Annotated in this window: 18 protein-coding genes; 11 read left to right on the top strand and 7 right to left on the bottom strand. The window is 69.2% G+C overall.

Translation table 11 applies throughout. The features are described 5' to 3' along the window. Nucleotides 1-103 precede the first annotated feature (103 nt). On the top strand, nt 104-1318 hold the full coding sequence (locus ACIO52_RS09625; RefSeq protein WP_218721316.1) for an acetyl-CoA C-acetyltransferase: 1215 nt from the start codon (nt 104-106) through the stop codon (nt 1316-1318). A gap of 42 nt (nt 1319-1360) precedes the next feature. After that, a complete protein-coding gene (locus ACIO52_RS09620; protein WP_218721317.1) occupies nt 1361-3511 on the top strand; it encodes a 3-hydroxyacyl-CoA dehydrogenase NAD-binding domain-containing protein in 2151 nt (716 codons plus the stop codon). Nucleotides 3512-3593: 82 nt separating this feature from the next. Here the strand turns inward: ACIO52_RS09620 and ACIO52_RS09615 are convergent, their stop codons facing one another. Beyond that, nucleotides 3594-4469 carry an exodeoxyribonuclease III gene (locus tag ACIO52_RS09615; protein WP_402642941.1) on the bottom strand — a complete coding sequence of 292 codons (876 nt, stop codon included), beginning with the start codon at nt 4467-4469 and terminating at the stop codon, nt 3594-3596. Nucleotides 4470-4681: 212 nt separating this feature from the next. On the opposite strand from ACIO52_RS09615, the gene ACIO52_RS09610 reads away from it, so the two are divergent. Then, nucleotides 4682-8209: a protein kinase domain-containing protein gene (locus ACIO52_RS09610; protein ID WP_342800670.1), complete on the top strand. Its 3528-nt coding sequence runs from the start codon at nt 4682-4684 to the stop codon at nt 8207-8209. 45 nt (nt 8210-8254) lie between these two features. On the opposite strand, the gene ACIO52_RS09605 is transcribed toward ACIO52_RS09610, so the two are convergent. Beyond that, nucleotides 8255-9571, bottom strand: a complete 1317-nt coding sequence (locus ACIO52_RS09605; RefSeq protein WP_402642937.1) for a class I SAM-dependent methyltransferase — start codon at nt 9569-9571, stop codon at nt 8255-8257. Next, complete coding sequence (locus ACIO52_RS09600; RefSeq protein ID WP_218721350.1) at nt 9568-11004, bottom strand: FAD-binding oxidoreductase; 1437 nt, start codon at nt 11002-11004, stop codon at nt 9568-9570. Before ACIO52_RS09600 ends, ACIO52_RS09605 begins: the two co-directional genes overlap by 4 nt. Before the next feature lie 174 nt (nt 11005-11178). On the opposite strand from ACIO52_RS09600, the gene ACIO52_RS09595 reads away from it, so the two are divergent. After that, nucleotides 11179-11613, top strand: coding sequence for an SRPBCC family protein (locus tag ACIO52_RS09595; RefSeq protein WP_218721321.1), 435 nt, complete (start codon nt 11179-11181; stop codon nt 11611-11613). A 63-nt stretch (nt 11614-11676) separates the two neighbouring features. Here ACIO52_RS09595 and ACIO52_RS09590 read toward each other — a convergent pair whose 3' ends face one another. Genes ACIO52_RS09590 through ACIO52_RS09580 form a run of 3 tightly spaced genes read right to left on the bottom strand, consistent with a single transcriptional unit; the run spans nt 11677 to nt 13465 of the window. After that, nucleotides 11677-12027 carry a VOC family protein gene (locus ACIO52_RS09590; protein ID WP_218721322.1) on the bottom strand — a complete coding sequence of 117 codons (351 nt, stop codon included), beginning with the start codon at nt 12025-12027 and terminating at the stop codon, nt 11677-11679. After that, entirely contained in the window at nt 12024-12854 is an 831-nt protein-coding gene (locus tag ACIO52_RS09585) for a MerR family transcriptional regulator (RefSeq protein ID WP_316573191.1), read from the bottom strand. Before ACIO52_RS09585 ends, ACIO52_RS09590 begins: the two co-directional genes overlap by 4 nt. Nucleotides 12855-12898: 44 nt before the next feature. After that, nucleotides 12899-13465 carry a hypothetical protein gene (locus ACIO52_RS09580; protein ID WP_402642933.1) on the bottom strand — a complete coding sequence of 189 codons (567 nt, stop codon included), beginning with the start codon at nt 13463-13465 and terminating at the stop codon, nt 12899-12901. Between the two features lie 225 nt (nt 13466-13690). On the opposite strand from ACIO52_RS09580, the gene ACIO52_RS09575 reads away from it, so the two are divergent. Next, the gene (locus ACIO52_RS09575) at nt 13691-14035 is read left to right on the top strand and encodes a YbaB/EbfC family nucleoid-associated protein (protein WP_218721325.1); all 345 of its coding nucleotides are present in this window, start codon (nt 13691-13693) and stop codon (nt 14033-14035) included. Further along, nucleotides 14035-14643: a recombination mediator RecR gene (gene recR / locus ACIO52_RS09570; RefSeq protein WP_402642929.1), complete on the top strand. Its 609-nt coding sequence runs from the start codon at nt 14035-14037 to the stop codon at nt 14641-14643. Before ACIO52_RS09575 ends, recR begins: the two co-directional genes overlap by 1 nt. A 3-nt stretch (nt 14644-14646) precedes the next feature. On the opposite strand, the gene ACIO52_RS09565 is transcribed toward recR, so the two are convergent. Continuing rightward, complete coding sequence (locus tag ACIO52_RS09565; protein ID WP_402642926.1) at nt 14647-15288, bottom strand: hypothetical protein; 642 nt, start codon at nt 15286-15288, stop codon at nt 14647-14649. Between the two features lie 147 nt (nt 15289-15435). Here ACIO52_RS09565 and ACIO52_RS09560 point away from each other — a divergent pair, with 147 nt between their 5' ends. The 5 genes from ACIO52_RS09560 (at nt 15436) to ACIO52_RS09540 (ending at nt 25127) form a co-directional block, all read left to right on the top strand. Further along, nucleotides 15436-19098: a DUF2126 domain-containing protein gene (locus ACIO52_RS09560; protein ID WP_402642923.1), complete on the top strand. Its 3663-nt coding sequence runs from the start codon at nt 15436-15438 to the stop codon at nt 19096-19098. A 27-nt stretch (nt 19099-19125) separates the two neighbouring features. Beyond that, a complete protein-coding gene (locus ACIO52_RS09555) occupies nt 19126-22185 on the top strand; it encodes a circularly permuted type 2 ATP-grasp protein (protein ID WP_402642920.1) in 3060 nt (1019 codons plus the stop codon). Then, complete coding sequence (locus tag ACIO52_RS09550; RefSeq protein WP_218721328.1) at nt 22182-23078, top strand: transglutaminase family protein; 897 nt, start codon at nt 22182-22184, stop codon at nt 23076-23078. The genes ACIO52_RS09555 and ACIO52_RS09550 overlap by 4 nt, the downstream gene beginning before the upstream one ends. Nucleotides 23079-23082: 4 nt before the next feature. Next, nucleotides 23083-24141 (top strand): putative zinc-binding metallopeptidase, encoded by a 1059-nt coding sequence (locus tag ACIO52_RS09545; protein WP_402642917.1) that lies wholly within the window; start codon nt 23083-23085, stop codon nt 24139-24141. Nucleotides 24142-24245: 104 nt separating this feature from the next. Continuing rightward, a complete protein-coding gene (locus ACIO52_RS09540; protein WP_218721330.1) occupies nt 24246-25127 on the top strand; it encodes a bile acid:sodium symporter family protein in 882 nt (293 codons plus the stop codon). Nucleotides 25128-25206: the final 79 nt, after the last annotated feature.

Below are 25206 nucleotides of genomic sequence, written 5' to 3'. Positions count from 1 at the left end.
ATGGCTCTATGCTCCGCTGGTGCTGCCGGATTTGTACGGCGTCGAGACAGTTGGTCGTGGCGTTCGTGCGGCCACCGCACCCCAAGGAAGGAAACACTCCGATATGACCACAGAGGCCTACATCTACGAGGCCATCCGCACTCCGCGCGGCCGCGGCAAGAAGAACGGCTCGCTGCACTCGGTCAAGCCGATCGATCTGACTGTTGGTCTGATCCAGGAGCTGCGTGGCCGCTTCCCCAACCTCGACGAGGACCAGATCTCGGACCTCATCCTCGGTGTCGTCACCCCCGTCGGTGACCAGGGCATGGACATCGCCCGCACCGCGGTCACCATCGCGGGTCTGCCCGACACCGTCGGTGGCTTCCAGCTCAACCGCTTCTGTGCTTCCGGCCTCGAGGCCGTGAACCTGGCTGCGCAGAAGGTTCGCTCCGGCTTCGACGACCTCGTCCTCGCCGGTGGTGTCGAGTCCATGTCGCGCGTGCCGATGGGCTCCGACGGCGGCGCCTGGGCGCTGGACCCGGCCACCAACTACGACGGCTACTTCGTGCCGCAGGGCATCTCGGCCGACCTGATCGCCACCATCGAGGGCTTCTCCCGCGATGACGTCGACGCCTACGCGGTGCGTTCGCAGGAGCTGGCCGCCAAGGCCACCACCGGCGGCTACTTCGCCAAGTCGATCGTTCCGGTCAAGGACCAGAACGGCCTCGTCGTGCTCGACAACGACGAGCACATGCGTCCCGGCACCACCGCCGCCGACCTGGGCAAGCTGAACCCCTCCTTCGCCGGCATCGGTGAGATGGGTGGCTTCGACGCCGTCGCGCTGCAGAAGTACACCTACATCGAGAAGATCAACCACGTCCACCACGGTGGCAACAGCTCGGGCATCGTCGACGGCGCCGCCCTGGTGCTGATCGGTTCCGAGGAGGCGGGCAAGAACTCGGGTCTGACCCCGCGTGCCCGCGTCGTCGCGACCGCCACCTCCGGTGCCGACTCCACCATCATGCTGACCGGCCCCACCCCGGCCGCGAAGAAGGCACTGGCCAAGGCCGGCCTGACGATCGAGGACATGGACCTCGTCGAGATCAACGAGGCGTTCGCCTCCGTGGTGCTGAAGTTCCAGAAGGACCTCAACGTCCCGGACGAGAAGCTGAACGTCAACGGCGGCGCGATCGCCATGGGCCACCCGCTGGGTGCCACCGGCGCGATGATCACCGGCACCGTGGTCGACGAGCTGGAGCGCCGCAACGCGCGCTACGGCCTCGTCACCCTGTGCATCGGTGGCGGCATGGGTGTCGCCACCATCATCGAGCGCGTCTGATCCCCAGCCGACTTCACTTCTCATAGGAGAGAACGAAAAACTATGACTGACAACATCATCGGCTGGGAGAAGGACGCCGACGGCGTGGTCGTCCTCACCATCGACGACCCCAGCCAGGGCGCCAACACCATGAACGACGCGTACATCACCTCGATGGCCGCGACCGTTGATCGCCTGGAGGCGGAGAAGGACGACATCACCGGTGTCGTCATCACCTCCGGCAAGAAGACCTTCTTCGCCGGCGGCGACCTGAAGAACATGATGCAGGTCGGCCCGGACAACGCGGCCGAGGTCGTGGCGATGCTCGAGGGCGTGAAGGCCCCGCTGCGCCGCCTGGAGCAGCTCGGCAAGCCGGTCGTGGCCGCGATCAACGGCGCCGCCCTCGGCGGTGGCCTGGAGATCGCGCTGGCGACCCACTACCGCGTCGCGGCCGACGTCAAGGGTTCGGCCATCGGCCTGCCTGAGGTCTCCCTGGGCCTGCTGCCCGGTGGCGGCGGCGTGACCCGCACCGTGCGCATGCTCGGCCTGCAGAACGCGCTGATGCAGGTGCTGCTGCAGGGTCAGCGGCACCGGGTGACCAAGGCCAAGGAAATCGGCCTGATCAACGAGGTCGTGTCCTCGGTCGAGGAGCTGCTGCCCGCCGCCAAGGCGTGGATCGCGGCCAACCCCGACGCTGCCCAGCCGTGGGACAAGAAGGGCTTCAAGATCCCCGGTGGCACCCCGTCCACCCCGGCCTTCGCGGCGAACCTGCCCGCGTTCCCGGCCAACCTGCGCAAGCAGATCAAGGGCACCAACATGCCCGCCCCGCGCGCCATCATGGCCGCGGCGGTCGAGGGCGCGCAGGTCGACATCGACAACGCGCTGACCATCGAGGGCCGTTACTTCACGAGCCTGCTGACCGGTCCGGTCGCGAAGAACATGATCCAGGCGTTCTTCTTCGACCTGAACCACATCAACGGTGGCGGCTCGCGTCCGAAGGACGTGCCCAAGCGTGAGATCAAGAAGATCGGTGTCATCGGCGCCGGCATGATGGGCGCGGGCATCGCCTACGTCTCCGCCAAGGCCGGTTACGAGGTCGTCCTCAAGGACGTGCAGCTCGAGGCCGCCCAGAAGGGCAAGGCGTACTCGGAGGCCATCGAGGCCAAGGCTCTCTCGCGTGGCAAGACCACCCAGGAGAAGTCCGACGCGCTGCTGGCTCGCATCCACCCGACCGCGGACGCCGCCGACTTCGCCGGTGTCGACTTCGTGATCGAGGCCGTGTTCGAGAACCCCGAGCTCAAGAACAAGGTCTTCCAGGAGATCGAGGACATCGTCGACGCCGACGCGCTGCTCGGCTCGAACACCTCCACCCTGCCGATCACCCTGCTGGCCGACGGTGTGAAGCGCTCCGAGGACTTCATCGGTATCCACTTCTTCTCCCCCGTGGACAAGATGCCGCTGGTGGAGATCATCAAGGGCGAGAAGACCTCCGACGAGGCGCTGGCCCGGGTGTACGACTACACCCTCGCCATCAAGAAGACCCCGATCGTCGTCAACGACAGCCGTGGCTTCTTCACCTCGCGCGTGATCGGTACCTTCATCAACGAGGCCATCTCCATGGTCGCCGAGGGTGTCGACCCGGCCACCGTCGAGCAGGCCGGTCTGCAGGCGGGCTACCCGGCCGCGCCGCTGAAGCTCAGCGACGAGCTGAACTTCACCACCATGCAGAAGATCTACAAGGAGACCGCCGAGGCCATCCTCGCGGCCGGTGGCGAGCTCAACGCCGCGTCCGCGAAGACCGCCGAGGTGCTCGACACCCTGGTCGGCAAGTACGACCGCAAGGGCAAGGCGGGCGGCGCCGGCTTCTACGACTACGTCGACGGCAAGGCCACCGGCCTGTGGGACGAGCTGCGCTCGCTCTACAACTCCAGCCGTGAGCTCCCGGAGGGTGTCACCTTCCAGGACCTCAAGGACCGGATGATGTTCGCCGAGGCCATCGAGACCCAGAAGTGCTTCGACGAAGGCGTGCTCACCAGCACCGCCGACGCGAACATCGGCTCGATCTTCGGCATCGGCTTCCCGGCCTGGTCGGGCGGCTCGCACCAGTTCATCGTGGGCTACCCCGGTGGCCAGGAGGCCTTCGTGGCCCGCGCCGACGAGCTGGCGAAGAAGTTCGGCCCGCGTTTCGAGGTCCCGGCCTCGCTGCGCAAGTAAGCAGTACCCGGCTCCGGCCGGTCCGGAAGCCCGTCACCGTTCGCGGTGGCGGGCTTTCCGCATGAGGCCGGCTCGCGCCGAATCAGCCGTAGGTCACCACGAGCGGCGCGTGGTCGGAGAGCCGCTCGTCGGGTGAGGATTCCTTGTCCGCGACGACGGCCGTGGCCAGCCGGGCGAGTTTCGGTGTCGCGAGCTGGTGATCCACCCGCCAGCCCACGTCCTTGACGAACGACTGGCCCGCCCAACTCCACCAGGTGAGCGGCCCCGGCCGCTCGCCGTGCACCTGCCGCACCACGTCGACGAGCCTGCGGGTGCCCAGCACCGTGCTGAACCAGTCGCGGTCGGCGGGCAGGAAGCCGTCCATCGTGCGCGCGGCACGCCAGTTGGTCACGTCGTGCTGGGTATGGGCGATGTTCAGGTCTCCGACGAGGAGGAACTCGCGTCCCGCCGCGCGCGCCGCGAGCCGGTTCCGATGCAGTTCGCGGGCGAATGCCGCGAGAAACCGGTGCTTGCGCTCGTATTTGAGACCGCCATCGGGCTGTTCACGCATCGAGCCCGGACGCTGCAGCTGCGCGGGCAGGCCGCCCTTCGGGAGATAGAGGCAGGCCACCGTCACCGCGCGGTCAGCCAGATCGACCTCGAGGTAGCGACCTTGCGTGGCGAACTCGCCGAGTCCGCGGGCCTTGGGGGGATGGGTCACCCACGTCCGCACCGCGGCGGCGGGAACTCTCGTCAGCACAGCCACCCCGTTCCGACCGGCCACGGAACCGACGTCGACAGCTGCCGAGTAGCCCGGAAATGACCCCACTTCCGAGGCGGGACAACGCAGTTCCTGCAGCGCGACGACATCGGCCGACCGAGCACGCAGCCAGGTGTCGAACCCGCGACGCCGCGCCGCGCGAATCCCATTGACATTGAACGTGGCGACAGTGAACGAATCGCCGACCGAGGAACTCATGCGCAACACTGTGCCTGAACCGCCCACCGCCCGCGCTCGCGCTGCGCTCAACTCCGGTGTCGGCCAACCGTGGCCGCCACAGCATCGAATCTCCACCCGATGGATGCCATATCGCGCTAGCTTGGATATGTGCGGATATTCGGGCGCGCGTCCGATAGGTCCCACGCCGACCGATACGCCGGTGACGCCGATTCGATGTGTGAGGTGGTCACATGGATCCGCAGCAGTCGCGCATAGCGAACACGCAGCGCCAGCAGGCTCCCGGCGAGGTCGACGAGACCGTCATCGCCGAGCTCGACGCCATGGGCCTCACCGGGGCCAAGGAGATCGGGCGCGGCGGATTCGGCGTGGTCTACCGGTGTCTGCAACCCGCGCTGGACCGGGTGGTCGCGGTGAAGGTGCTGTCCTCGGAGATCGACGAGGAGAGCCGGGAGCGGTTCCTGCGCGAGGAACAGGCGATGGGCAGGCTCTCGGGCCATCCGAACATCGTCGACATCCTGCAGGTCGACGTGACCGCGACCGGGCTGCCGCTGATCGTGATGCCGTACTGCTCGCGCGGGTCGCTCGAACGTCTCATCCATGATCGTGGGCCGCTGACCTGGGCCGATACCCTGCGCGCCGGGGTGAAACTGGCCGCGGCGATCGAATCCGCGCACCGGGCGGGAATTCTGCACCGGGACGTGAAACCGGCGAACGTGCTGATCAGCGGGTACGGCGAACCGCAGCTCACCGACTTCGGCATCGCCCGCATCCCCGGCGGCTTCCAGACCTCGAGCAGCTTGATCACCGGCTCGCCCGCGTTCACCGCGCCCGAGGTGCTCAGGGGGCAAGAACCGACCGTGCAGTCCGATATCTACGGGCTCGGAGCGACCCTGTTCGCCCTGCTGACCGGCCACGCCGCCTTCGAACGGCAGGCCGGCGAGAAGGTCGTCGCGCAGTTCCTGCGGATCACCACCCAGCCGGTGCCCGACCTGCGTGCTCAGGACATCCCCGACGACGTGGCCGCGGTGATCGAGTCGGCGATGTCGCCGGAGCCGGGGGACCGGCCCGCCTCGGCCTACGAGTTCGGCGAGATGCTGCGCGAGGTGCAGCGCGCGCACGGCCAGATGCCCGACGAGATGGCTCTGCTCGACACCCAGCCCGTCGAGATCGACGCGGGCACCCCGGAAGCGCTCAAGGCCGTGACCGCCCGGCGCAGCTGGCCGTTGACCCTCCAGCCCGCGGGCGCCTCGGTCCCGCTGCGCACCGGTGGCACCGGGCCCACCGGCACGCTGCCACCCACCGCGGCCACCAAGTTCCGGCCGCCGACACCGGCCCGCGAGCCGTTTCCGCGCCAGCGGCTGCTCGACGTGCTGCGTGCGGGCGGCAATCGTCGGCTGGCGCTGGTGCACGCGCCCGCCGGATTCGGCAAGAGCACGGTGGCCGCCCAGTGGCGGGCCGACCTGGTCGCCAGGGACATCCCGGTGGCCTGGCTCGGCATCGACCAGGACGACGACAGCGAGATCTGGTTCCTGGCCCACCTGATCGAGGCCATTCGCCGGGTGCGTCCCGATGTCGGCGCCGGTCTGGAGCAGGTGCTCGAAGAGCGTCCGGCCGACGCGGCCGCCTTCGTGATCGCGACCCTGATCGATGAGATCCACGCCAGCGATCGCAGCGTGGTCGTCGTCGTCGACGACTGGCACCGCGTCCGCGACCCCGGGGTGCACCGGGCGATGGCCGCGTTGCTCGACAACGGCTGCCACCACGTACGTTTCGTGGTGACCAGCCGCGATCAGTCCGGGCTGCCGATCAGCAGGCTGCGGGTGCGCGACGAACTGGTGGAACTGGGTGCGGCGGAGCTGCGGCTCACCGAGGCCGAGACGCGGCAGATCCTGGTGGAGCGCAACGGCTTCGCGCTCACCGACGAGCAGGTCGAGCAGATCCACACCGCCACCGAGGGCTGGCCCGCCGCGATCCAGCTGGTGAGCCTGACCCTGCGCGGCAAGGCCGACCCGACCCAGCTGCTGAGCTCGCTGGCCGAGGGCGGCCACGGCATGCGGGAGTACCTGGCCGAGAACGTCCTCGACAGCATCGCGCCGGAACTGCTGGAGTTCCTGATGGCGATCTCGGTGGTCGAGCGGGTCAGCGGTTCGCTGGCCACCGTCCTCGCCGACGTGCCCGACGGCGCGGCCATGCTCGAACAGGCCGAACAGCGCGAACTGTTCCTGCACCGGATCGAGCACGACCCGGAGTGGTACCGGATGCAGCCGCTGTTCGCCGAGCACCTGCGGGCCCGGCTCGAGCGCGAACACCCCGGACGCGCGAAGGTGCTGCACCGCAAGGCGGCTCGCTGGTACGCCGAGCACCAGCTGCTGCGCAAGTCGGTCGACCACGCGCTGGCCGCCACCGACCTCAAGCTGGCCGCCGATCTGCTGGAGAGCGGCGGCATGGACCTGATCGACCGGTCCCGGCTGGCGACGCTGCTCGGCAGCGTCTCGAAACTGCCGGTGCAGCAGGTGACTTCCCGCTCCAAGCTGCTGATGGCGGTGGCGCGGGCGAACATGAACCTGCAGGAGACCAGCACCGCGCGGTCGGCACTGGGCCGGCTGTCGAATCTGCTGGCCCGCGGTGCGGGCGGCGAACCGGAACTGGCCGAACAGCGCTGCGCGGCAACAGTGCTCGAGGCCGCCGACCAGGTTGCCCACGACGACCTCGACGGCGTGGCCGACAAACTCGCCGCCTGCCTGGCGACCCCCGACGAGCTGCCCGCGTGGACGGTCTCGACCGCGGCCAACCTGGTGTCGTTCGTCCGGCTGTGCGAGTTCGACTTCGCCGGCGCGACCGAGATGCAGGACTGGGCGGCCGAGTATCACGCGCGGTCCAAGGACCCACTCGGCCCGGTCTTCGGCCTGTGCGCGCGCGGTGACGCCGCCTACGAACAACTCGACATCGCCACCGCCACCGCGTGTTTCGAGCTGGCCTACGACACCGCGCGGGACCGGGCCGGGCCGCGCTCGGACGCCGTGCGGGTGGCCGCGGCGCTCCTGGGCGAGGTCGCCTACCGGCGCGGCGACCTTGACCTGGCCGACCGGCTGCTCGACGAGAGCCATGAGCTGGTCACCCGGGTCGGGCCGGTCGACTTCCTGGTCGCGACCTTCGTGACCGGTGCGCGGGTGAAGGCCGCGCTCGGCGACCAGTACACGGCGTCGGCGCGGCTGGACGAGGGTGCGCGGGTGGCCGCGACGAACGGGCTGGCCCGGCTCGACGCGCAGGTCCGCGCCGAGCGGTCGCGGCTGGGCCTGCCCGCCGGTGACGCAGTCGACCGATTCGCCGCCGACCCGTCGGGCAACGGCAAGCGGAGCAAGTCGGGTGCGGCGGTGCTCATCGCCGAGGCCCGCGAATTCGCCGAGATCAGGGCGCTGCTGGCCGAACAACGCCTGCGCGCCGACGACCGGGCCGCCCGGCACGCCCGGGTGCTCTACGCGCGGCTGCTCGATCAGTCCCGGCCCCGGGCCGAACTGGACGCCACGCTGCTGCTCGCCGAGTGTCTGGCGTCGGCGGGCTGGGTCGGCGAGGCGACCGGGCTGGTCCTGCCGGTGCTGCGCACCTGCGCCGACCTCGGCTGGACCAGGCCACTGCTCGACGCGGGGCCCGGCGTCGTCGGCTTGCTGCACGTGCTGCGCACGCAATCGCACGAGGGACAGCCGCATCCCCTGCTCGCCGAGGTGCCCGGTCACTTCCTCGACGAACTGCTGGTCTGAGCCGAAGCTCGGGTGCGCGCCCGCGCACCCGAGCTCAGGACCGGATTACGGCTGCCACCACGGACGCAGCGGGACGTCCCAGGTGCCGTTCTTGTCGAGCTTCACGCCCAGCACGTGATGCAGCTGCACCACATTGCGCTGGAAGCCGAGCCGGCAGCCCGCCATGTACAGGCCCCACACCTTCGCGGTGCCCTCGCCGACCTCGGCGACGCAGGCGTCCCAGTTCTCCACCAGGTTCTTGCACCATTCGTGCAGGGTGAGCGCGTAGTGCTCGCGCAGGTTCTCCTCGTGCAGCACCTCGAGGCCGATGTTCTGGACCTCGGAGATGATCCGGCCCGAGCCGATCAGCTCGCCGTCCGGGAACACATAGCGGTCGATGAAATCGCCCGCCTTGGTGGTGCGGGTGTTGTCCGGCCGGGTGATGCAGTGGTTGAGGAACAGGCCGCCGTCGCGCAGCTTGTCCTTGATGTAGCCGAAGTAGAACGGGTAGTTGTGCACCCCGATGTGCTCGGTGAGACCGATCGAGGAGATCGCGTCGAACTCGCCTTCGGGGATGTCGCGGTAGTCGCTGTGCCTGACCTCGGCGAACTCGCCCAGGCCCTCGTCCTCGATCTTCTGCTGCGCCCAGGCGGCCTGCTCGGCCGAGAGGGTGGCGCCGATGACCTTGACCCCGCGCCGGGCCGCGTAGCGGACCATGCCGCCCCAGCCACAGCCGATGTCGAGCAGCCGGTCGCCTTCCTTCAGCCGCAGCTTCTCGAAGATCAGCCGGTACTTGTTCTCCTGGGCCTGCTCGAGGGTCCAGTCCGGTTCGCCGTAGACCGCGCAGGTGTAGGTCATGGAGGGACCGAGGACGTACTCGTAGAACTTGTTCGAGACGTCGTAGTGGTGGTGGATCGCCTCGGCGTCGCGGGTCTTGGAGTGACGTAGGCCCTCCAGCGCGATCCGGCGCCAGCGGGGCAGGGTCTCCTGCGGCGGCGGCGCGATCGGCTTGAGCCGCTCCCAGCCGAGCGAGCGGGCGATGGTGACCAGTGACAACGCCGAGGGGCGATGGAACTTCATCGCCTGCATGGCCTGGAGGATGTTGTACGGGTCGCCGGGGTGCACGCCCTCGGCGACCATGTCACCGGCGATATAGGCGCGGGCCATGCCGAGATCGCCGGGTGCCGAGGCCAGGTAGTTGATGCCGCGCGGTGTCTTGATGTCGAGGGTGTAGGGCGAGTCCGCCGGCCCGGTCGCGCTGCCGTCGTAGGCGGTCAGCCGGATCGGGATCTCGCCGTCGATGAGCGTCTCGAAGACCTCGGCGATCGTGAGCCGGGTTCCCAGCTCGGCGAATACCTCGGATCGGTCCTTGAATGTCGTCACTTGCGTTGCACCGCCTTCGAATACAGATTCAGCAGTCGTTGGTCCGGGTCGTAACGGTTCTTCAGTTCGGTATAGGTCTCGCCGCCGTACAGCTCGGCGAACTCGTCCTCGGCGTAGTAGGAATCCGAGTACAGCGACTTGTGCCCGTCGAATTCGGACACGATCTTCTCGATCGCGCGGTTGGCCGCCCCCTCCGGCTGACCGGGCTTGCTCGGGACAGCCGACCAGAAGCCGACATTGACATAGGTGCGCCGCGGTTCGAGCGGGTACAGCGGCCACGGACGGTCGCCCGCCGGGTCGCCGGCGGTCTCGCGCAACCGCAACGGGCACAACCAGATCGGCTCGATCGGTATTTCCTTCAGGAACCATTCGACGAAATCGGCGGTGCGGTGCACCGGTACCTCGATGTCCTGGACCACCCGCTCCTGCGGTGGATTGCCCTTGCGGGCCTCCAAGCGGTCACCGATGTGGTACTTGCGGTCGAGGGCGACCAGCTTCCAGTAGAAACTGCTGCGTCGGTAGGCCTTCGGCCAGAACCGGCGGATCTTCGGGTTCTGGGTGCCGAAGGCGCGTGAGCACCAGAACCAGTCGGTGTCCCAGCGCCAGAGGTAGTCGTGGATGGTCAGCCGGTCCCGCTTGACGCCGTCGGCGTGCTGTAGCGAGCGGTAGTAGATGTCCATCCCGGTGTAGTCGCTGACCGGGCCCGGCTCGTCGGTCTGCCTGCCCAGGGTGAGATAGCTCTCGGTCGCGGTGAACACGACGCCGTCGAGGTAGTCGACCCGTTCGCCCTGGTAACTGCGCTCGGTGACGATGCGCTCGAGCTCGGCTTCGAGTTCGCGCAGGTCGTGGAAGCGCACGTGGCGCAGCGCGACATACGGCTCGACGGGTTCGAGCTCGATCTTCAGCCGGACCGTGTAGCCCAGCGTGCCGTAGGAGTTGGGGAACCCGCGGAACAGATCGGCGGTCTCGCCCTCGGGTTTCACCGTGACGATCTCACCGGAACCGGTCAGCACGTCCATTTCCAGCACGGATTCGTGCGGAAGGCCGTTGCGGAACGAGGTGGACTCGATCCCGAGGCCGGTGACGGCACCGCCCAGGGTGATGGTCTTGAGCTGCGGCACGACCAGCGGCGCGAGACCGTACGGCAGCGTGGCCGCCACCAGGTCTTCGTAGGTGGTCATGCCCGCGACATCGGCGGTTCTCGCTTCCGGGTCCACCGCGATCACCCGCCCGAGGCCCGACACATCGAGGCCGGGCGCGGTGCTGGCCGCCCTGGCCCGGAACAAGTTGGACGTCTTCTTCGCCAAGCGGACGACGGCGCCGGGTGGAATGGCGCGATAGCTTGCCAGCAGTCGCTCCACACCCTCTCGGTGCGCGGCATATCCAGACTCGCGTGCGGCCGGTTCGTGGCCGGCCCTACCCAAAAGACTCACTGCCACGCATTCGACGCTAGTACGACCGTGTCCGTCGGGCTACCGAATACCACCCCGCCACGTCGAAATGTCACGCACATGTTTCCCTTTCGCCCAACCTGGTCGGGCGATCCGGTGAGGCGCAGGGCAGGATGTAACCCGGTCGAGATATCGCACCCCGACAAGGAGTCAACAGTGGGACAGGTCAGCGCCAGCAGTTCGATCGTCGTCGCCGCGGATCCGCAGCGCACGCTCGAAGCGATCGGCGACTACGAGACGATCCGTCCGCGCATCCTCTCCTCGCACTACCGCGACTACAAGGTCGTCGAGGGCGGCAAGGGCGCGGGCACCGTGGTGGAGTGGACGCTGCAGGCGACCGAGAAGCGTTCGCGCAACGTGCGCGCGAACGTCACCGTGTCGGACTCGATCCTCACCGAGCGCGACGCCAACTCCTCGATGGTCAACACCTGGACCGTCACCCCGGACGGCGCCGGTTCGCAGGTCACCCTGCGCACCACCTGGACCGGCGCGGGCGGCGTGTCGGGCATCTTCGAGGGCATCTTCGCGCCCCTGGGCCTGAAGAAGATCCAGGCCGAGGTGCTGGGCAATCTCCAGCGTGAGCTGGCCTGATCCAGCCGGGCGAACATCGAGGAGGGCCGTACCGCGTCGATCGCGGTGCGGCCCTCCCGGCGTTCATTCCTTGCCGATGTCGAAGAGGTTTCCTTCGGGGTCGGCGAGGGTGACCCACTGCTGGCCGTACTCGTCGAAGTCGCCGATATGCTTGGCGCCCAAGCTGATCGCGCGCTCGACGTAGTCGCGCCATTGGACGGCGTGGAAGTCCAGGTGCACCACGTTCTTGCCGGGCGTCTTGTCCGGCACCTGGATGAACATCAGCACGGGCGAGGTGCCCGAGGTCTGGCCGACGGTGGCGAAGAACGGGGAGGCCTCCGGGTCGACGGGACGGTCCAGCAGCTGGGCGTAGAACTCGGCCAGCGCGTTCGCGTTGTTGCAGTCGAACGTGACATTGCCAAGGGCGAGGGTCATCGGATCTCTCCTTCGGTGATCGGCCAGCACACCTCGGTGCGGTAGTCGGCCGGGTTATCGGTGATGTCCGGTCCGACGAGATAGCGCTCGCGGACCGGTTCGTCGGGAAGAACGGTGTCGTGCTCGGCGACGTGGCTGCCCAGCGCGCCGTAGGTGCGGTCGAAGTCCTCGAACGCGCCCGTGTGCACGGCGATGGCGAAGCGGCGGGCCGCGAACTCGGTGATCGCGAGTCCCTTCGGCGGGGTCGGGTCCGCGCCGGGCGGCAGCGGCACGTACGCCGTGACCGCGCCGGTGGCCTCGGTGAAGAACTCGGTCGAATAGGTCGCGCCCGCGACCCCACCCGGCGTCACGCCCGCGGCGAGCAGGCTCGTGTAGAGCTGCTCGAACGCGGTGCCACACCATGTCCCGATCGCGTCGCGGTCGACCGATTCGGTCAGGGTGAGCGCGGTGAACGCGGGCTCGATCCGGTAGTCCACCCGCAAGGGCGGCGCGGGTACGGTGAGCAGCGCGCGCAGCGAGGCGACCACGTCGCGGGTCCGCTGCAGTTCGGCTTCCATCCTGGTCAGATGGGCGCGCAGGGTGGCGTCGCGGTCGGCCGGTTCGGCGGCGGCGAGCACGGTGCGGATGTCGGGCAGCGGCATGTCCAGATCGCGCAGCCTGCGGATCAGATGCGCCGTGTCCACCTGCTCGGTGGAATACCGTCGATAACCCGTGCCCGCGTCCACCGCGACCGGCTCGAGCAACTCGATCTCGTGGTAGTAGCGCAGGGTCTTGACGCTCAGATGGGTGAGGCGGGCGAACTCGCCGATCGCCACGGTGGCTGTCATGAGATCAGCCAACACCCTCCAGCGGGGGGAGGGTCAACAACGACTCACGCGGGGGCGAGCACGAAGGCCGCGAGCAGCGGCCAGTCGCCTTCGCGCCACCACGAGTAGCCGAACCAGACGCCCGGGCTGATCTCGCGGATCTCGTCGTAGACCTGCGGTGTCGGCGACGGCGCGTAGTTCAGGGCCCAGGCCGGGCCGCCGTCGAGGATGGACGGCGCCCGGTAGACATCGGCCGGGAAGGCCTCGATGCCCGCGCCGGTCACCCGGTTGGTCAGGGAGCCGCCGTCGGGTCCGGTGCGGAACACCTTGCCGATCCACAGCGCCGCCGCCATCGGTGCGAATTGGGGTGGCCGGGCCAGCCAGCCGTTGGTGACGCCGGTCGGCACGGCGCCTGCCCGCGCGTCGCGGTAGATCTGATCCTGCTGGGTGACGTTGCAGCGAAAGCGCAGCGAATCCAGGGTCGCCGCGGAGTTGCCGGGGTCGACGACGCAGCCGCCGCCGTAGTCGACGACCTCCGCACCCGAGTCCGCCGACGCGGTCGAGGTGGGCAGAACGAGCAGGCCGACGGCGGCGAACACCGTGGCGATCAGGGACGTGCGCATGACACTCATCAGTTCTCCCTCGGATTGCCGAACCCTGTCCCGAACCACGTTCGATCCTAGGCAACCGATCTGGAGCGGGTTCGCTTGCGACCAGGCAGCAATCAACCTGTTACCCGGCAGGTCACGGGTAACGGCACGGTCGGTATGCGCCATCTCCGGGGCGGGTGTGGGAGTATCCCGGCGGCGCGTGAGGACTACGCTTGACGCGGACGAAACTTCTGGAGAGGACGTGCTGTGCAACCCGATGGTGGTCAGTTCGATATGCAGGCCCTGCTCGCCCAAGCCCAGCAGATGCAGCAGGCGGTGATGCAGGCGCAGGCAGAGCTCGCCGAATCCGAGGTGCAGGGTCAGGCCGGTGGCGGTCTGGTCGCGGCGACCATCAAGGTGAGCGGTGAGGTCGTCGCGCTGACGATCGACCCGAAGATCGTCGACCCGTCCGATGTCGACGGCCTGCAGGACCTGGTCATCGGCGCGATCAACGACGCCATGGCCAACGCGCAGAAGCTGGCCGCCGAGCGTCTCGGCCCGCTCTCGCAGGGGCTCGGTGGCGGTTCGCTGCCCGGTCTGCCCGACTTCTGATGTATGAGGGGCCGGTTCAGGATCTGATCGACGAACTGGGCAAGCTGCCCGGCGTCGGTCCGAAGAGCGCACAGCGCATCGCTTTCCATCTGTTGCAGGTGGAGCCGCCGGAGATCGACCGGTTGCAGGCCGCGTTGCAGAAGGTGCGCGACGGCGTGCAGTTCTGCGTGTCGTGCGGCACCGTCGCTGACGGAGAGCTGTGCCGGATCTGTGCCGACCCGCGCCGCGACCGCACGATGATCTGTGTGGTCGAGGAACCCAAGGACGTACAGGCGATCGAGCGCACCCGTGAGTTCCGTGGTCGCTACCACGTGCTCGGCGGTGCGCTCGATCCGCTCAGTGGCGTCGGACCCGATCAGCTGCGGATCAGGGAACTGCTGACCCGCATCGGCAATCAGGAGGACGGCGTCGACGTGAGCGAGGTGATCATCGCGACCGACCCGAACACCGAGGGCGAGGCGACGGCCACCTACCTGGTGCGCATGCTGCGCGATTTCCCCGGGCTCACCGTCACCCGGCTGGCTTCGGGCCTGCCGATGGGTGGTGACCTCGAATTCGCCGACGAGCTGACCCTGGGCCGCGCCCTGTCCGGCCGGCGGGCGCTCTAGCGCTCAGAACTCGACGCGGGTCCAGTCCACGCCCTTGCCCGCGGCGGGGTCCTCGGTGGTCCAGGCCCAGATGATGTCGGCGACCTGCGCCGGATCGTCGAGCGTGGCGCCGAAGTGCCGGTCCGGGGAGCCGTCGCGGTATTCCAGGGTGTACGGCCCGCTCGGGTCACGGTAGGTCTGGATGTAGCGCTGCTCGCCGCGCTCGACGATGAGATACGGGTTCGGGTCGGCCAGCCCGGCGACCCAGCGCCGCGCCAATTCCTCGGTGAGATACGGGAATTCGCCCGCGCCGCCGTGAGTGACGGCGATCGGCACGTGCCCGGCGGGGTCGATCAGCCAGGTCAGCTGCGGGTCGTAGACCGCGTAGCCGCGCGGGGTGGCCAGGTCGAAGAGCAGGTGGCGGACGAAGCCGATCGCGTCGTACGGCGAGGGGACGTAGAGCGTCGTCCCGTTCGCGCCGCCCACCGATTCGACGCTCAGGAACGAGTCGTCCACCGGTAGTTCGGCGTTGCGGGCGTTGAGTTCGGTCGCGATCTCGACGATCTCCGCGGACTCGGGCCGACCTTCCTGGGTAGCCAGATACGCGTCCACTTCGTCGACGGAGGTGGCGACGCCGGACGGCAGGAGGATGTGGTCGTAGCTCACCCGGTCAGCCTACGGGTCGGTCGGTTCGTGCTGGTTCGGCAGCCTTTGGTGCGGCAGTGTTGCCTGCGGGTTTCGACCTGATGCCCGTCGGGAAACTCCGGTTTCGTCACGCCACGCCGCGCCGGTGGTGTGTGGTCAACTGGGGGCATGGGCATCAAGGTGTCACTCGAACACCGGACCGCATACTCCTTCGATCGTCTCGTCGAGGTGCATCCGCACGAGGTGCGGCTGCGGCCGGCGCCGCATTCGCGGACGCCGATCGAGGCGTATTCGCTACAGGTGTCGCCGGCCGCGCACTACATCAACTGGCAGCAGGACGCGTTCGGCAATTTCGTTGCGCGGCTGGTGTTTCCGGAACCGACCAAGGAATTGTCGATCACCGTGGGGTTGATCGCCGATCTCGAGGTGGTCAATCCGTTCGACTTCTTCGTCGAGGACTACGCCGAGTACTTCCCGTTCACCTATCCGGCGGCGCTGGCTGCCGACCTGGAGCCGTACCTGCGCCCGGTCGACGAGGGGGAGCCGGGTTCGGGGCCGGGGGAGCTGCTCGACGACTGGGTGCGGGTGCACCGCCCGCAGGGCCGGATCCGCTCGATCGACTACCTGGTCGAGCTGAACTACGCGCTGCGCAACACCGTCGACTACACGGTGCGGATGGAGCCGGGCGTGCAGTCGCCCGATCACACGCTGCGCACCCAGCTGGGGTCCTGCCGGGACTCGGCCTGGCTGCTCGTCGGCATCCTGCGCGAGCTCGGGCTGGCGGCCCGGTTCGTCTCGGGCTACCTGGTGCAGTTGACCTCGGATACGCCGTCGCTGGACGGGCCATCGGGGCCCAGCGCCGACTTCACCGACCTGCACGCCTGGACCGAGGTGTATCTGCCGGGCGCGGGCTGGATCGGCATGGACCCCACCTCCGGGCTGTTCGCGGGAGAGGGGCACATCCCGCTCGCGGCCACCCCGCATCCCGGTGCCGCCGCCCCGATCACCGGCGCGACCGGGATCACCGAGGCCACTCTCGAATTCAGCAATGTGGTGCGTCGGGTGCACGAGGACCCACGAGTCACCTTGCCCTACACCGATTCCCAGTGGGAACGGATCACCGCTTCCGGCGCGGCCATCGACAAGCGGATGGCCGCCGCCGACGTCGGCCTGACCATGGGCGGCGAACCCACCTTCGTCTCCATCGACGATCAGATGAGCGCCCAGTGGACCACCGACGCCGACGGTCCACACAAACGCGAGCGCGCCGTCGACCTGGCCGACCGCCTGCGCTCGATCTACGCGCCCACCGGCATCGTCCAGTACCGCCAGGGCAAGTGGTATCCCGGCGAACCGTTGCCGCGCTGGGAGATCGCCATCGCCTGGCGCGCCGACGGCGAACCGATCTGGCACCGCCAGGACCTCCTCACCAACCCCTGGACCCCGATCTCCCAGCGCGCGATCCCGGTCGGGCCCGCGCGCACCGACGCCCCCGCCGAACCGGCCGAGCTCACACCAGAGGCTGAGGCTGCGGGGTTGGCTGAGGCCGCTGAACTGGCCGCGTCCGGGGGTCTGGGCGAGGCTGCTGGAGTGACCGAGTCGGTCGGGTCGGATGAGGCGCCGGCGGCGAAGGGGAAGAAGCAGAAGGACAAGAAGAAGGGAAAGCGGGCGCGGAAGAAGGCGGGGGTCCGGCCTGCCGAGACGCAGCCGCTGAATGCGGCCGGGGTGGTGGCGGATCGGCAACCGGCCGCCGATAGCGATGCGGCGCGGGAGCTGGTCGCGCGGATCGCCGACACGCTCGGGTTGCCCGCCGGGCAGGTCCGCCCCGCCTTCGAGGACCCGCTGGCCCGCCTGGCCGCGACCGTGTCCGCGCCGTACGGTGATCCGCCGCCCGCCGACATCGATCCCGAGCAGGATTCACCGCAGGTCCGGCAGCGGCTGGTGGAGAGCCTGGATCAGGCCGTCAACGAACCGGCCGCCTTCGTGCTGCCGATTCATCGCCGGGCCGACGGCGCGGGCTGGGCGAGTGCCGATTGGCAGTTGCGGCGGGGACGCAACGAGGACGGCCCCGGCCGGATCGTGCTCGCCGACGGTGATTCGCCCGCGGGCCTGCGGCTGCCGATCGGGTCGGTGTCGTGGCTGTCGCCGCCGGTGCTGCCCGAGGCCGATCCGCTGTATCAGCGGCCGCTGGACCCGGAGCGCGACGAACCAGCCGCGACCGTGGAGCCCGCGCATTTCACGCCGACGACCGCGCTGGTCGCCGAGGTGCGCGAGGGTCGGTTGCATGTGTTCCTGCCGCCGGTCAGCGAGCTGGCGGACTTCCTCGACCTGATCGCCCGGGTCGAATCGGCCGCCGTGGCGATCGGGCAGCCCGTGGTCCTCGAGGGCTATGCCCCGCCGAACGACCCACTGTTGCAGACGTTCTCGGTCACCCCTGACCCCGGCGTGATCGAGGTGAACATCATGCCGACCAGTTCCTTCGCCGAGCAGGCCGAGGTGCTCGACACGCTCTACGAGCAGGCCAGGCTGGCCAGGCTGAGCACCGAGTCGTTCGACGTGGACGGCACCCACGGTGGCACCGGCGGCGGCAATCACATCACCTTGGGCGGGGTGACGCCCGCGCGCTCGCCACTGCTGCGCAGGCCCGATCTGCTGGTGTCGATGTTGACCTACTGGCAGCGGCATCCGGCCTTGTCGTACCTGTTCGCGGGCCGTTTCGTCGGGCCGACCTCGCAGGCGCCGCGCGCCGACGAGGGCCGCGAGGACGCGCTCTACGAACTGGAGATCGCCTTCGCCGAGATCGCCCGGCTCACCGCCGAACAGGCGATCGGCGACGCCACCCCGGCCGAGATCCAATCCGCTCCTTGGCATATCGACCGCGCGCTGCGCCACCTGCTGACCGATCTCACCGGCAACACCCACCGCGCCGAGTTCTGCATCGACAAGCTCTACAGTCCCGATTCCGCGCGCGGCAGGCTCGGCCTGCTGGAACTGCGCGGCTTCGAGATGCCGCCGCACTTCCAGATGGCGATGGTGCAGTCGCTGCTGGTGCGTGGCCTGGTCGCGATGTTCTGGGACCAGCCCTACCGGGCGCCGTTGCTGCGCCACGGCGCCAACCTGCACGGCCGCTATCTGCTGCCGCACTTCCTGATGAGCGATATCGCCGAGGTGGCCGCCGACCTGCGCGCGCACGGCATCGACTTCGACACCAGCTGGCTCGACCCGTTCACCGAGTTCCGGTTCCCGCGGATCGGGACCGCGGTGATCGGCGATGTCGAACTGGAACTGCGCGGCGCGATCGAACCGTGGCTGACCCTCGGTGAGCAGACCACCGGTCAGGGCACCGCCCGCTACGTCGACTCCTCGGTGGAGCGGTTGCAGGTGCGGGTGGTCGGCGCCGATCGCGGCCGATACATGGTGACCTGCAACGGCATGCCGGTGCCGCTGCTGACCACCGACAAGGCCGACGTGCAGGTCGCCGGCGTGCGCTATCGCGCCTGGCAGCCGCCGAACTCGCTGCACCCGTCCATCACCGTGGACGCGCCGCTGGTGTTCGACCTGGTCGACGCGGCGACCGGGCTCTCGCACGGCGGCTGCACCTATCACGTCGTGCACCCCGGCGGCCGCGCGTTCGACGACGTCCCGGTGAACGCGGTGGCGGCTCAGTCGCGGCGCAACCGCCGCTTCGAGGCGGCGGGACACACCGTGAATCCGATCGACCCGGCCGAACTCCGTGCGAAGATCGCGGCGCAGTCGACCGATGTCGGTGCACCGGGCATCCTGGATCTACGTCGCGCGCGAACCGTGTGGGGCGCGACCGGCGGCCGGTAGGCAACAACAGGAAGCGAGGTCGGCTCGGTGACACAGCGCGACGAGGCGCTACGGGACGGGAACCGGACGGCATCGGGCGTGCGCGCGCAGGTGGCCGAGCAGTTCGCGCGGTATCGGGCCGAGAGCAAGGCGGGATCGCGCTTCGACGAGTGCGGCCGGCCGACGCAGGGCTATTACGACGAATTGGTCGACGGGCGCGGCCGCGTGCGGTCGATGTGGTCGGAGCTCTCGGCCGACTTCGTCGACCAGGGCACCGGCGGGCTCGGCCGGATCGATCACCGGGTGCGCAGGCAGATCGAGGACGACGGCGTCACCTACACCGAGGTCGGCCTCGGTGACGACACGGCGACCCCGATGCCCTGGCGGCTCGATCCGATCCCGCTGCTGGTCTCCGCCGACGACTGGACCCGGCTGGAGACAGGTCTGGTCCAGCGCTCGCTCGTGCTCGACGAGGTGCTCACCGATGTCTACGGCCCACGCAGGCTGCTGAGCTCGGGCCTGCTGCCACCGGAGATCGTCTTCGGCAGTACGGGTTACGTGCGGGCGGCGCACGGCATCACCATTCCCGGCACGCACCAGCTGTTCCTGCACGCCTGCGACATCAGCCGCTGGAGCGACGGCCAGTTCCGGGTGCTGGCCGACTGGGCGCAGGCGCCCTCCGGCGCCGGGTACGCGCTGGCCGATCGACGCGTGGTGGCCTCGGCCATTCCCGAGGCGTTCGAGCACGCCGGACCGCGCCCGCTCACCCCGTTCGCGCGGGCCATGCGGTTGATGCTGGCGGAGGCCGCGCCGGAACTGGCCGACGGCGAGGAGCCGGTGGTCGTGGTGCTGAGCCCCGGCTCGCACTCCGAAACCGCTTTCGACCAGGCCTATCTCGCGCAGATGCTCGGTTTCCCGCTGGTCGAGAGCGCCGACCTGGTAGTTCGCGACGGCGCGCTGTGGATGCGCTCGCTCGGCAGTCTGGAACGGGTCGACGTGGTGCTGCGCCGCGTGGACGCGGAGTTCTCCGATCCGCTGGATCTGCGGCCGGATTCGCGCCTCGGCGTGGTCGGTCTGGTCGAGGTGTTGCGCCGGGGCGCGGTCACGGTGGTCAACACGCTCGGCTCCGGCTTGCTGGAATCGCCTGCGCTGAGCGCGTTCCTGCCCCGGATCGCCCGCTCCGTCCTCGGCGCCGACCTGCTGCTCGACGGGACACCCGCCTATTGGGGCGGCGACGACGCCGAACGCTCGCATCTCCTCGCCCATATCGGTGATCTGGTGATTCGCTCGGCGGTCGACGGGTCGACCATCTTCGGGCCGAGCCTGGCCGCCGCCGAGCGCGCCGAACTCGCCGCCCGGATCGAGGCCGAGCGGTGGAAGTGGGTCGGCCAGGAACCCGCGGAGTTCTCCGTGGCGCCCGCCGTGGAAGGCGAGGCGGGTCTCAAGCCCGCGCCGGTCGGGATGCGGTTGTTCTCGCTGGCTCGTCGTGGCGGGTACACCGCGATGTCGGGTGGGCTCGGCCAGCAGCGGATGCGGCTCGAGCCGACGCGCAGCGTGATCAAGGTGGCGGCCAAGGATGTCTGGGTGCGCGCCGCGCCCGCGACCGCGCCCGCCGTCGGCGCCGAGGCGCCGCACGAGGAGCGGCTGCGTCGCGCCGTGCCGGTCGTCGAGGCGGTCAGCTCGCCTCGTGTGCTCAACGACCTGTTCTGGATGGGCCGCTACAGCGAACGCGCCGAATCGGTGGTCCGCCTGCTCGCCGCGACCCACGACGTCTACCAGGACTACCGCTACCGGCCCTGGCTGGACGGCGCCGAGGCACTGCCGATCCTGATGCGCGCCCTGTCGGTGACCACCGGGACGAACGCGCCGGAATCCGTGCTGCCCAGCGGAACCGGTGCTGTCGGAGCCCTGGTCCGGGTGGCGCAGGAGGCGGACTCCGGTGCGGAGTCGCCGACCTCCCCCACCACAGCCGGCAGGTCACCCGCCACGACCTCGGGAAGCGACCCGTCCGCCGACGGCACCCGATCCGCTGACGGTGCCACCGCGCCGCCGGACGCGGGCGAGGCGGAAGCCGATACGGCTGCGGTGGAACAGGATTCCGACGACTCGGCCGCCCCCTGGGAGCGCGCGGGCACGAGCGCGCTCGCGCGAGCGCTGCGCACCACCGGCACCGCCGCCGATCGCACGGCGGAACCACAGCCGGACAGGGAATCCGAGGTGCCACGCACGCGGCAGAAGCAGGGGCAGTTCACGAACCGCCCGATGGACGGCGGGTCCACCGCGGCCCGGCGCACCGTCGCGGGCGCCTCCGCCGACGGCTTCGCCTACCTGTCCGCCCTCACCGGCGACCGGAACCTGGCGGGATCGCTGTCCTACGCGGTCGACCACTACGGCTCGGCCGCCCGGGCCGTGCGTGACCAGCTGTCCGGGGACACCTGGATGATCATCGGCGCCCTCGACCGCGCGCTGGCCGAGTTCCGCGGCGCCGATACCGAACAGGAGACCGCGCTGTCCTCGGTGCATTCGCTGGCGCTGGCCGCGCTGCTGTCGCTGTCGGGGATCGGCGCGGAATCGATGGTGCGCGACACCGGCTGGTACGTCATGGACATCGGCAAGCGGATCGAGCGCGGGCTCGCGCTGACCTCGCTGCTCAATGCCGCGCTGGCAGAGGCCAGCCCGGCCGAGGTGGAGCGGGTGGTCACCGATTCGGTGCTCGTCGCGACCGAGTCGGCGGTGAGTTACCGCCGCCGCCACCGTGGTTCGGCCCATGTCGCCGCGCTGGCCGGGCTGCTGCTGTTCGACGCGGGCAATCCGCGCTCGCTGGTGTATCAGCTCGACCGGCTCGAGGCCGACTTCCAGGCGCTGCCCGGCGGCTCCGGCGCGTCGCGTTCGCAGCGGCTGCTCGCCGACGCCCAGCGAATGCTGCGCCGGGTCGACCCGGCCGATCTCGAACACACCGACGCCGCGGGTGTGCGCACGGAGCTGGTGGAACTGCTGGAGGGGGTGCACTTGCGGCTGCGCAAGCTGTCGGAGTCGTTCGAGACCACCAAACTCGCTGTGCCGCTGGGTATCCAGCCGCTGTGGGGCAATACCAGGATGGTCGGATGAGCAGGCGTTACCGGGTGGTGCACCGGACCACCTACAGCTACTCCGACGAGGTCACCAGCTCCTACGGCCGCGCGTATCTGACCCCGCGCGAGTTCCCCGGTCAGCGGCTGCTCGAGCACGACATCTATATCGACCCGGTGCCTTCGGACCGCTCGATCGGCACCGATGTCTACGGCAACACGACCACGTATTTCCATGTGACATCGGAACATCGGAGACTCGAGGTCACCGGCGAATCCCTCGTCGACGTCGACGGCGAGCACCCGGCGACGATGGCGGGCGCCGACGTCGGGTGGGAGGCGGCCCGGCCGGTCACCGCCACCGGCCCGCTCGCGGTCGAGTTCACCCTCGATCTGCTGCCGCCGGAGATCACCCCGGAGGTCGCCGAGTACGCCGCGCGGAGCTTCCCGGCGGGCAGGCCGCTGCTCGAGGCGGTCACCGAGCTGAACACCCGGATCAACCAGGACTTCCGGTATCGCTCCGGCTCGACCACGGTGAGTACCAGCGTCGCCGACGTGTTCGCCGCGCGCGAGGGCGTCTGCCAGGATTTCGCCCGGATCGGCGCGGCCTGCCTGCGGTCGCGGGGGCTGGCCGCCCGCTACGTCTCGGGCTACCTCGCGACCGATCCGCCGCCGGGTAAGGAACGCATGGTCGGGGTGGACGCCACCCACGCGTGGGCGGCGGTCTGGCTGCCCGGCACCGACCCCACCGACCGCACCGGCCGCTGGATCGCCTTCGACCCCACCAACGACCAATTCGCCGACGAGCGCTATGTCACCGTGGCGTGGGGGCGTGACTACCAGGATGTTCCGCCGCTGCGTGGCATCATCTACACCGACGCCAAACAGTCCACGATCACGGTCTCGGTCGATGTTGCCCCGGTGGAGGTGTAGTCCCTTGCGCGATTTCGTCTGCCCCAACTGCGGGCAGCAGCTGGCTTTCGAGAACTCGGTCTGCCTGTCGTGCTCGAGCAGGCTCGGCTTCAGCCTGGACGAGCGCGCGCTGGTGGTGATCGGCGATCCGCCCGGTGACGCGGCGATCGATCACGCGGGCGGCGTCGTCGACGGCGACCGGTTCCGGCTGTGCGACAACCTGCATGTGGCGCAGTGCAATTGGCTCGTCTCGACGACCGGCCACACCTCGGGGCCGATGCTGTGCGCGTCGTGCGCGCTCACCCGGACCAGGCCCAACGACGCCGACGCCGACGGGCTGGCGGCCTTCGCCGAGGCCGAGGCGGCCAAGCGCCGCCTGATCGTCGAACTGGTCGAACTCGGGCTGCCGATCGTCGGCCGCGAGGCCGACCCCGCCCATGGCCTGGCCTTCGACCTGCTCTCCAGCCGGACCGACGACGTGCTGACCGGTCACATGGACGGTGTCGTCACCCTCGATCTGGCCGAGGCGAACGACCCGCACCGCGAGCAGCTGCGGATCGAGATGGCCGAGCCGTACCGCACCCTGCTCGGCCATTTCCGGCACGAGATCGGGCACTACTACTTCACCGTGCTGGTTGCCGGAGACGAAGCGCTGCAACGGTTCCGGGAGCTCTTCGGCGACCCGTACGCCGACTACCAGGAGGCGCTGAACCGGCATTACTCCCAGGGCGCGCCGTCCGGCTGGGAGAGCGACTACGTCTCGTCCTACGCGACCATGCACGCCGCGGAGGACTGGGCCGAGACGTTCGCGCACTATCTGCACATCCGCGACACCCTCGACACCGCCGCCGCCTTCGGCTTCGCGCCTGCGGGCGCCACCCTGGATCGTCCGCAGGTCGGACGGGCGGGGTACGACAAGATCATCGAACTGTGGCTGCCGCTGGCCTGGTCGCTGAACATGGTCAACCGGTCGATGGGCCACGACGACCTCTATCCCTTCGTGCTGCCCGACCGAGTCCTGGAGAAGATGCGCTTCGTCCACGAGCTGTGCGAGCGCAGCGACTCCACCGCCGTGGTCGCGTAATTCCGGCAGTTTCACTGCGACCTGGATCACAGCTGGCTATCCTCTCTCATTGAGACGCATGAGTCTCAAACCCGGTGCGCCCGGGCCGCTCGATGAGGATTGCTATGAACTCACCCCTGGTTTCCGTCGGACTGCCGCTGGCCTTGGCCGTGATCATGTTCGGTCTGGGACTCTCGCTCACCGTCGCCGACTTCACCCGGATCGCCAAGAGCCCGCGCATCGTCGCGATCGCGCTGCTGTGCCAGGTGATCGCTTTGCCCGTGGTCGCCTTCGGGCTGGTCCTGCTGTTCGATCTGCCCGCGATCCTGGCGGTCGGGGTGATGCTGCTGGCGTCCTCGCCGGGCGGGACGACGGCGAATCTGTTCAGCCATCTGTTCCGCGGCGATGTGGCGCTGAACGTGTCGCTGACCGCGGTCAACTCGATCATCGCCGTCGCCACCGTGCCGCTGGTGACCAACTTCGCGATCGGCTACTTCGACCCGGCCGAGGGCGGCTCGCTCGGGTTGCAGTTCGGCAAGGTGGTGCAGGTGTTCGCGATCGTGCTGGTCCCGGTGGCGATCGGCATGTTGGTGCGCCGCTCCTCGGCGGCGTTCGCCGACCGGATGGACCGCCCGGTGCGGATCGGCTCGGCGGTGACCCTGCTCCTGGTGATCCTCGGGACGGTCGCCACCGAATCCGACACCCTCACCGAGTCGTTCGCGCAGGTCGGCGGCATCACCGTGCTGTTCTGCCTGATCAGCCTGACCGTCGGATACTTCCTGCCGCGCCTGCTCGGGGTGCCGGACCGGCAGGCCATCGCCTGCTCGATGGAGGTCGGCATCCACAACAGCACGATCGCGATCACCATCGCGGTGAGCGTCCTGGACAGCACCGAGATGGCGGTGCCCGCCGCGATCTACGGCATCTTGATGTTCCCGCTCGCCGCCGCGTTCGGCTACCTCATCACCCGTCGGCAGCCGAAGGCGGCGGTCGCCGCGGCGGACTGAGGCTCAGGCGTTCGCCGCGAAGCACGCCGAATCCAGGTTGCGCACGGCTGTGGGCGAAGTCGGTGGACAGCCCCGAATC

The sequence above is a fragment of the Nocardia sp. NPDC087230 genome (assembly GCF_044744725.1).
Lineage (GTDB): Bacteria > Actinomycetota > Actinomycetes > Mycobacteriales > Mycobacteriaceae > Nocardia > Nocardia canadensis.
This window is presented reverse-complemented; position numbering and strand designations above follow the sequence as displayed.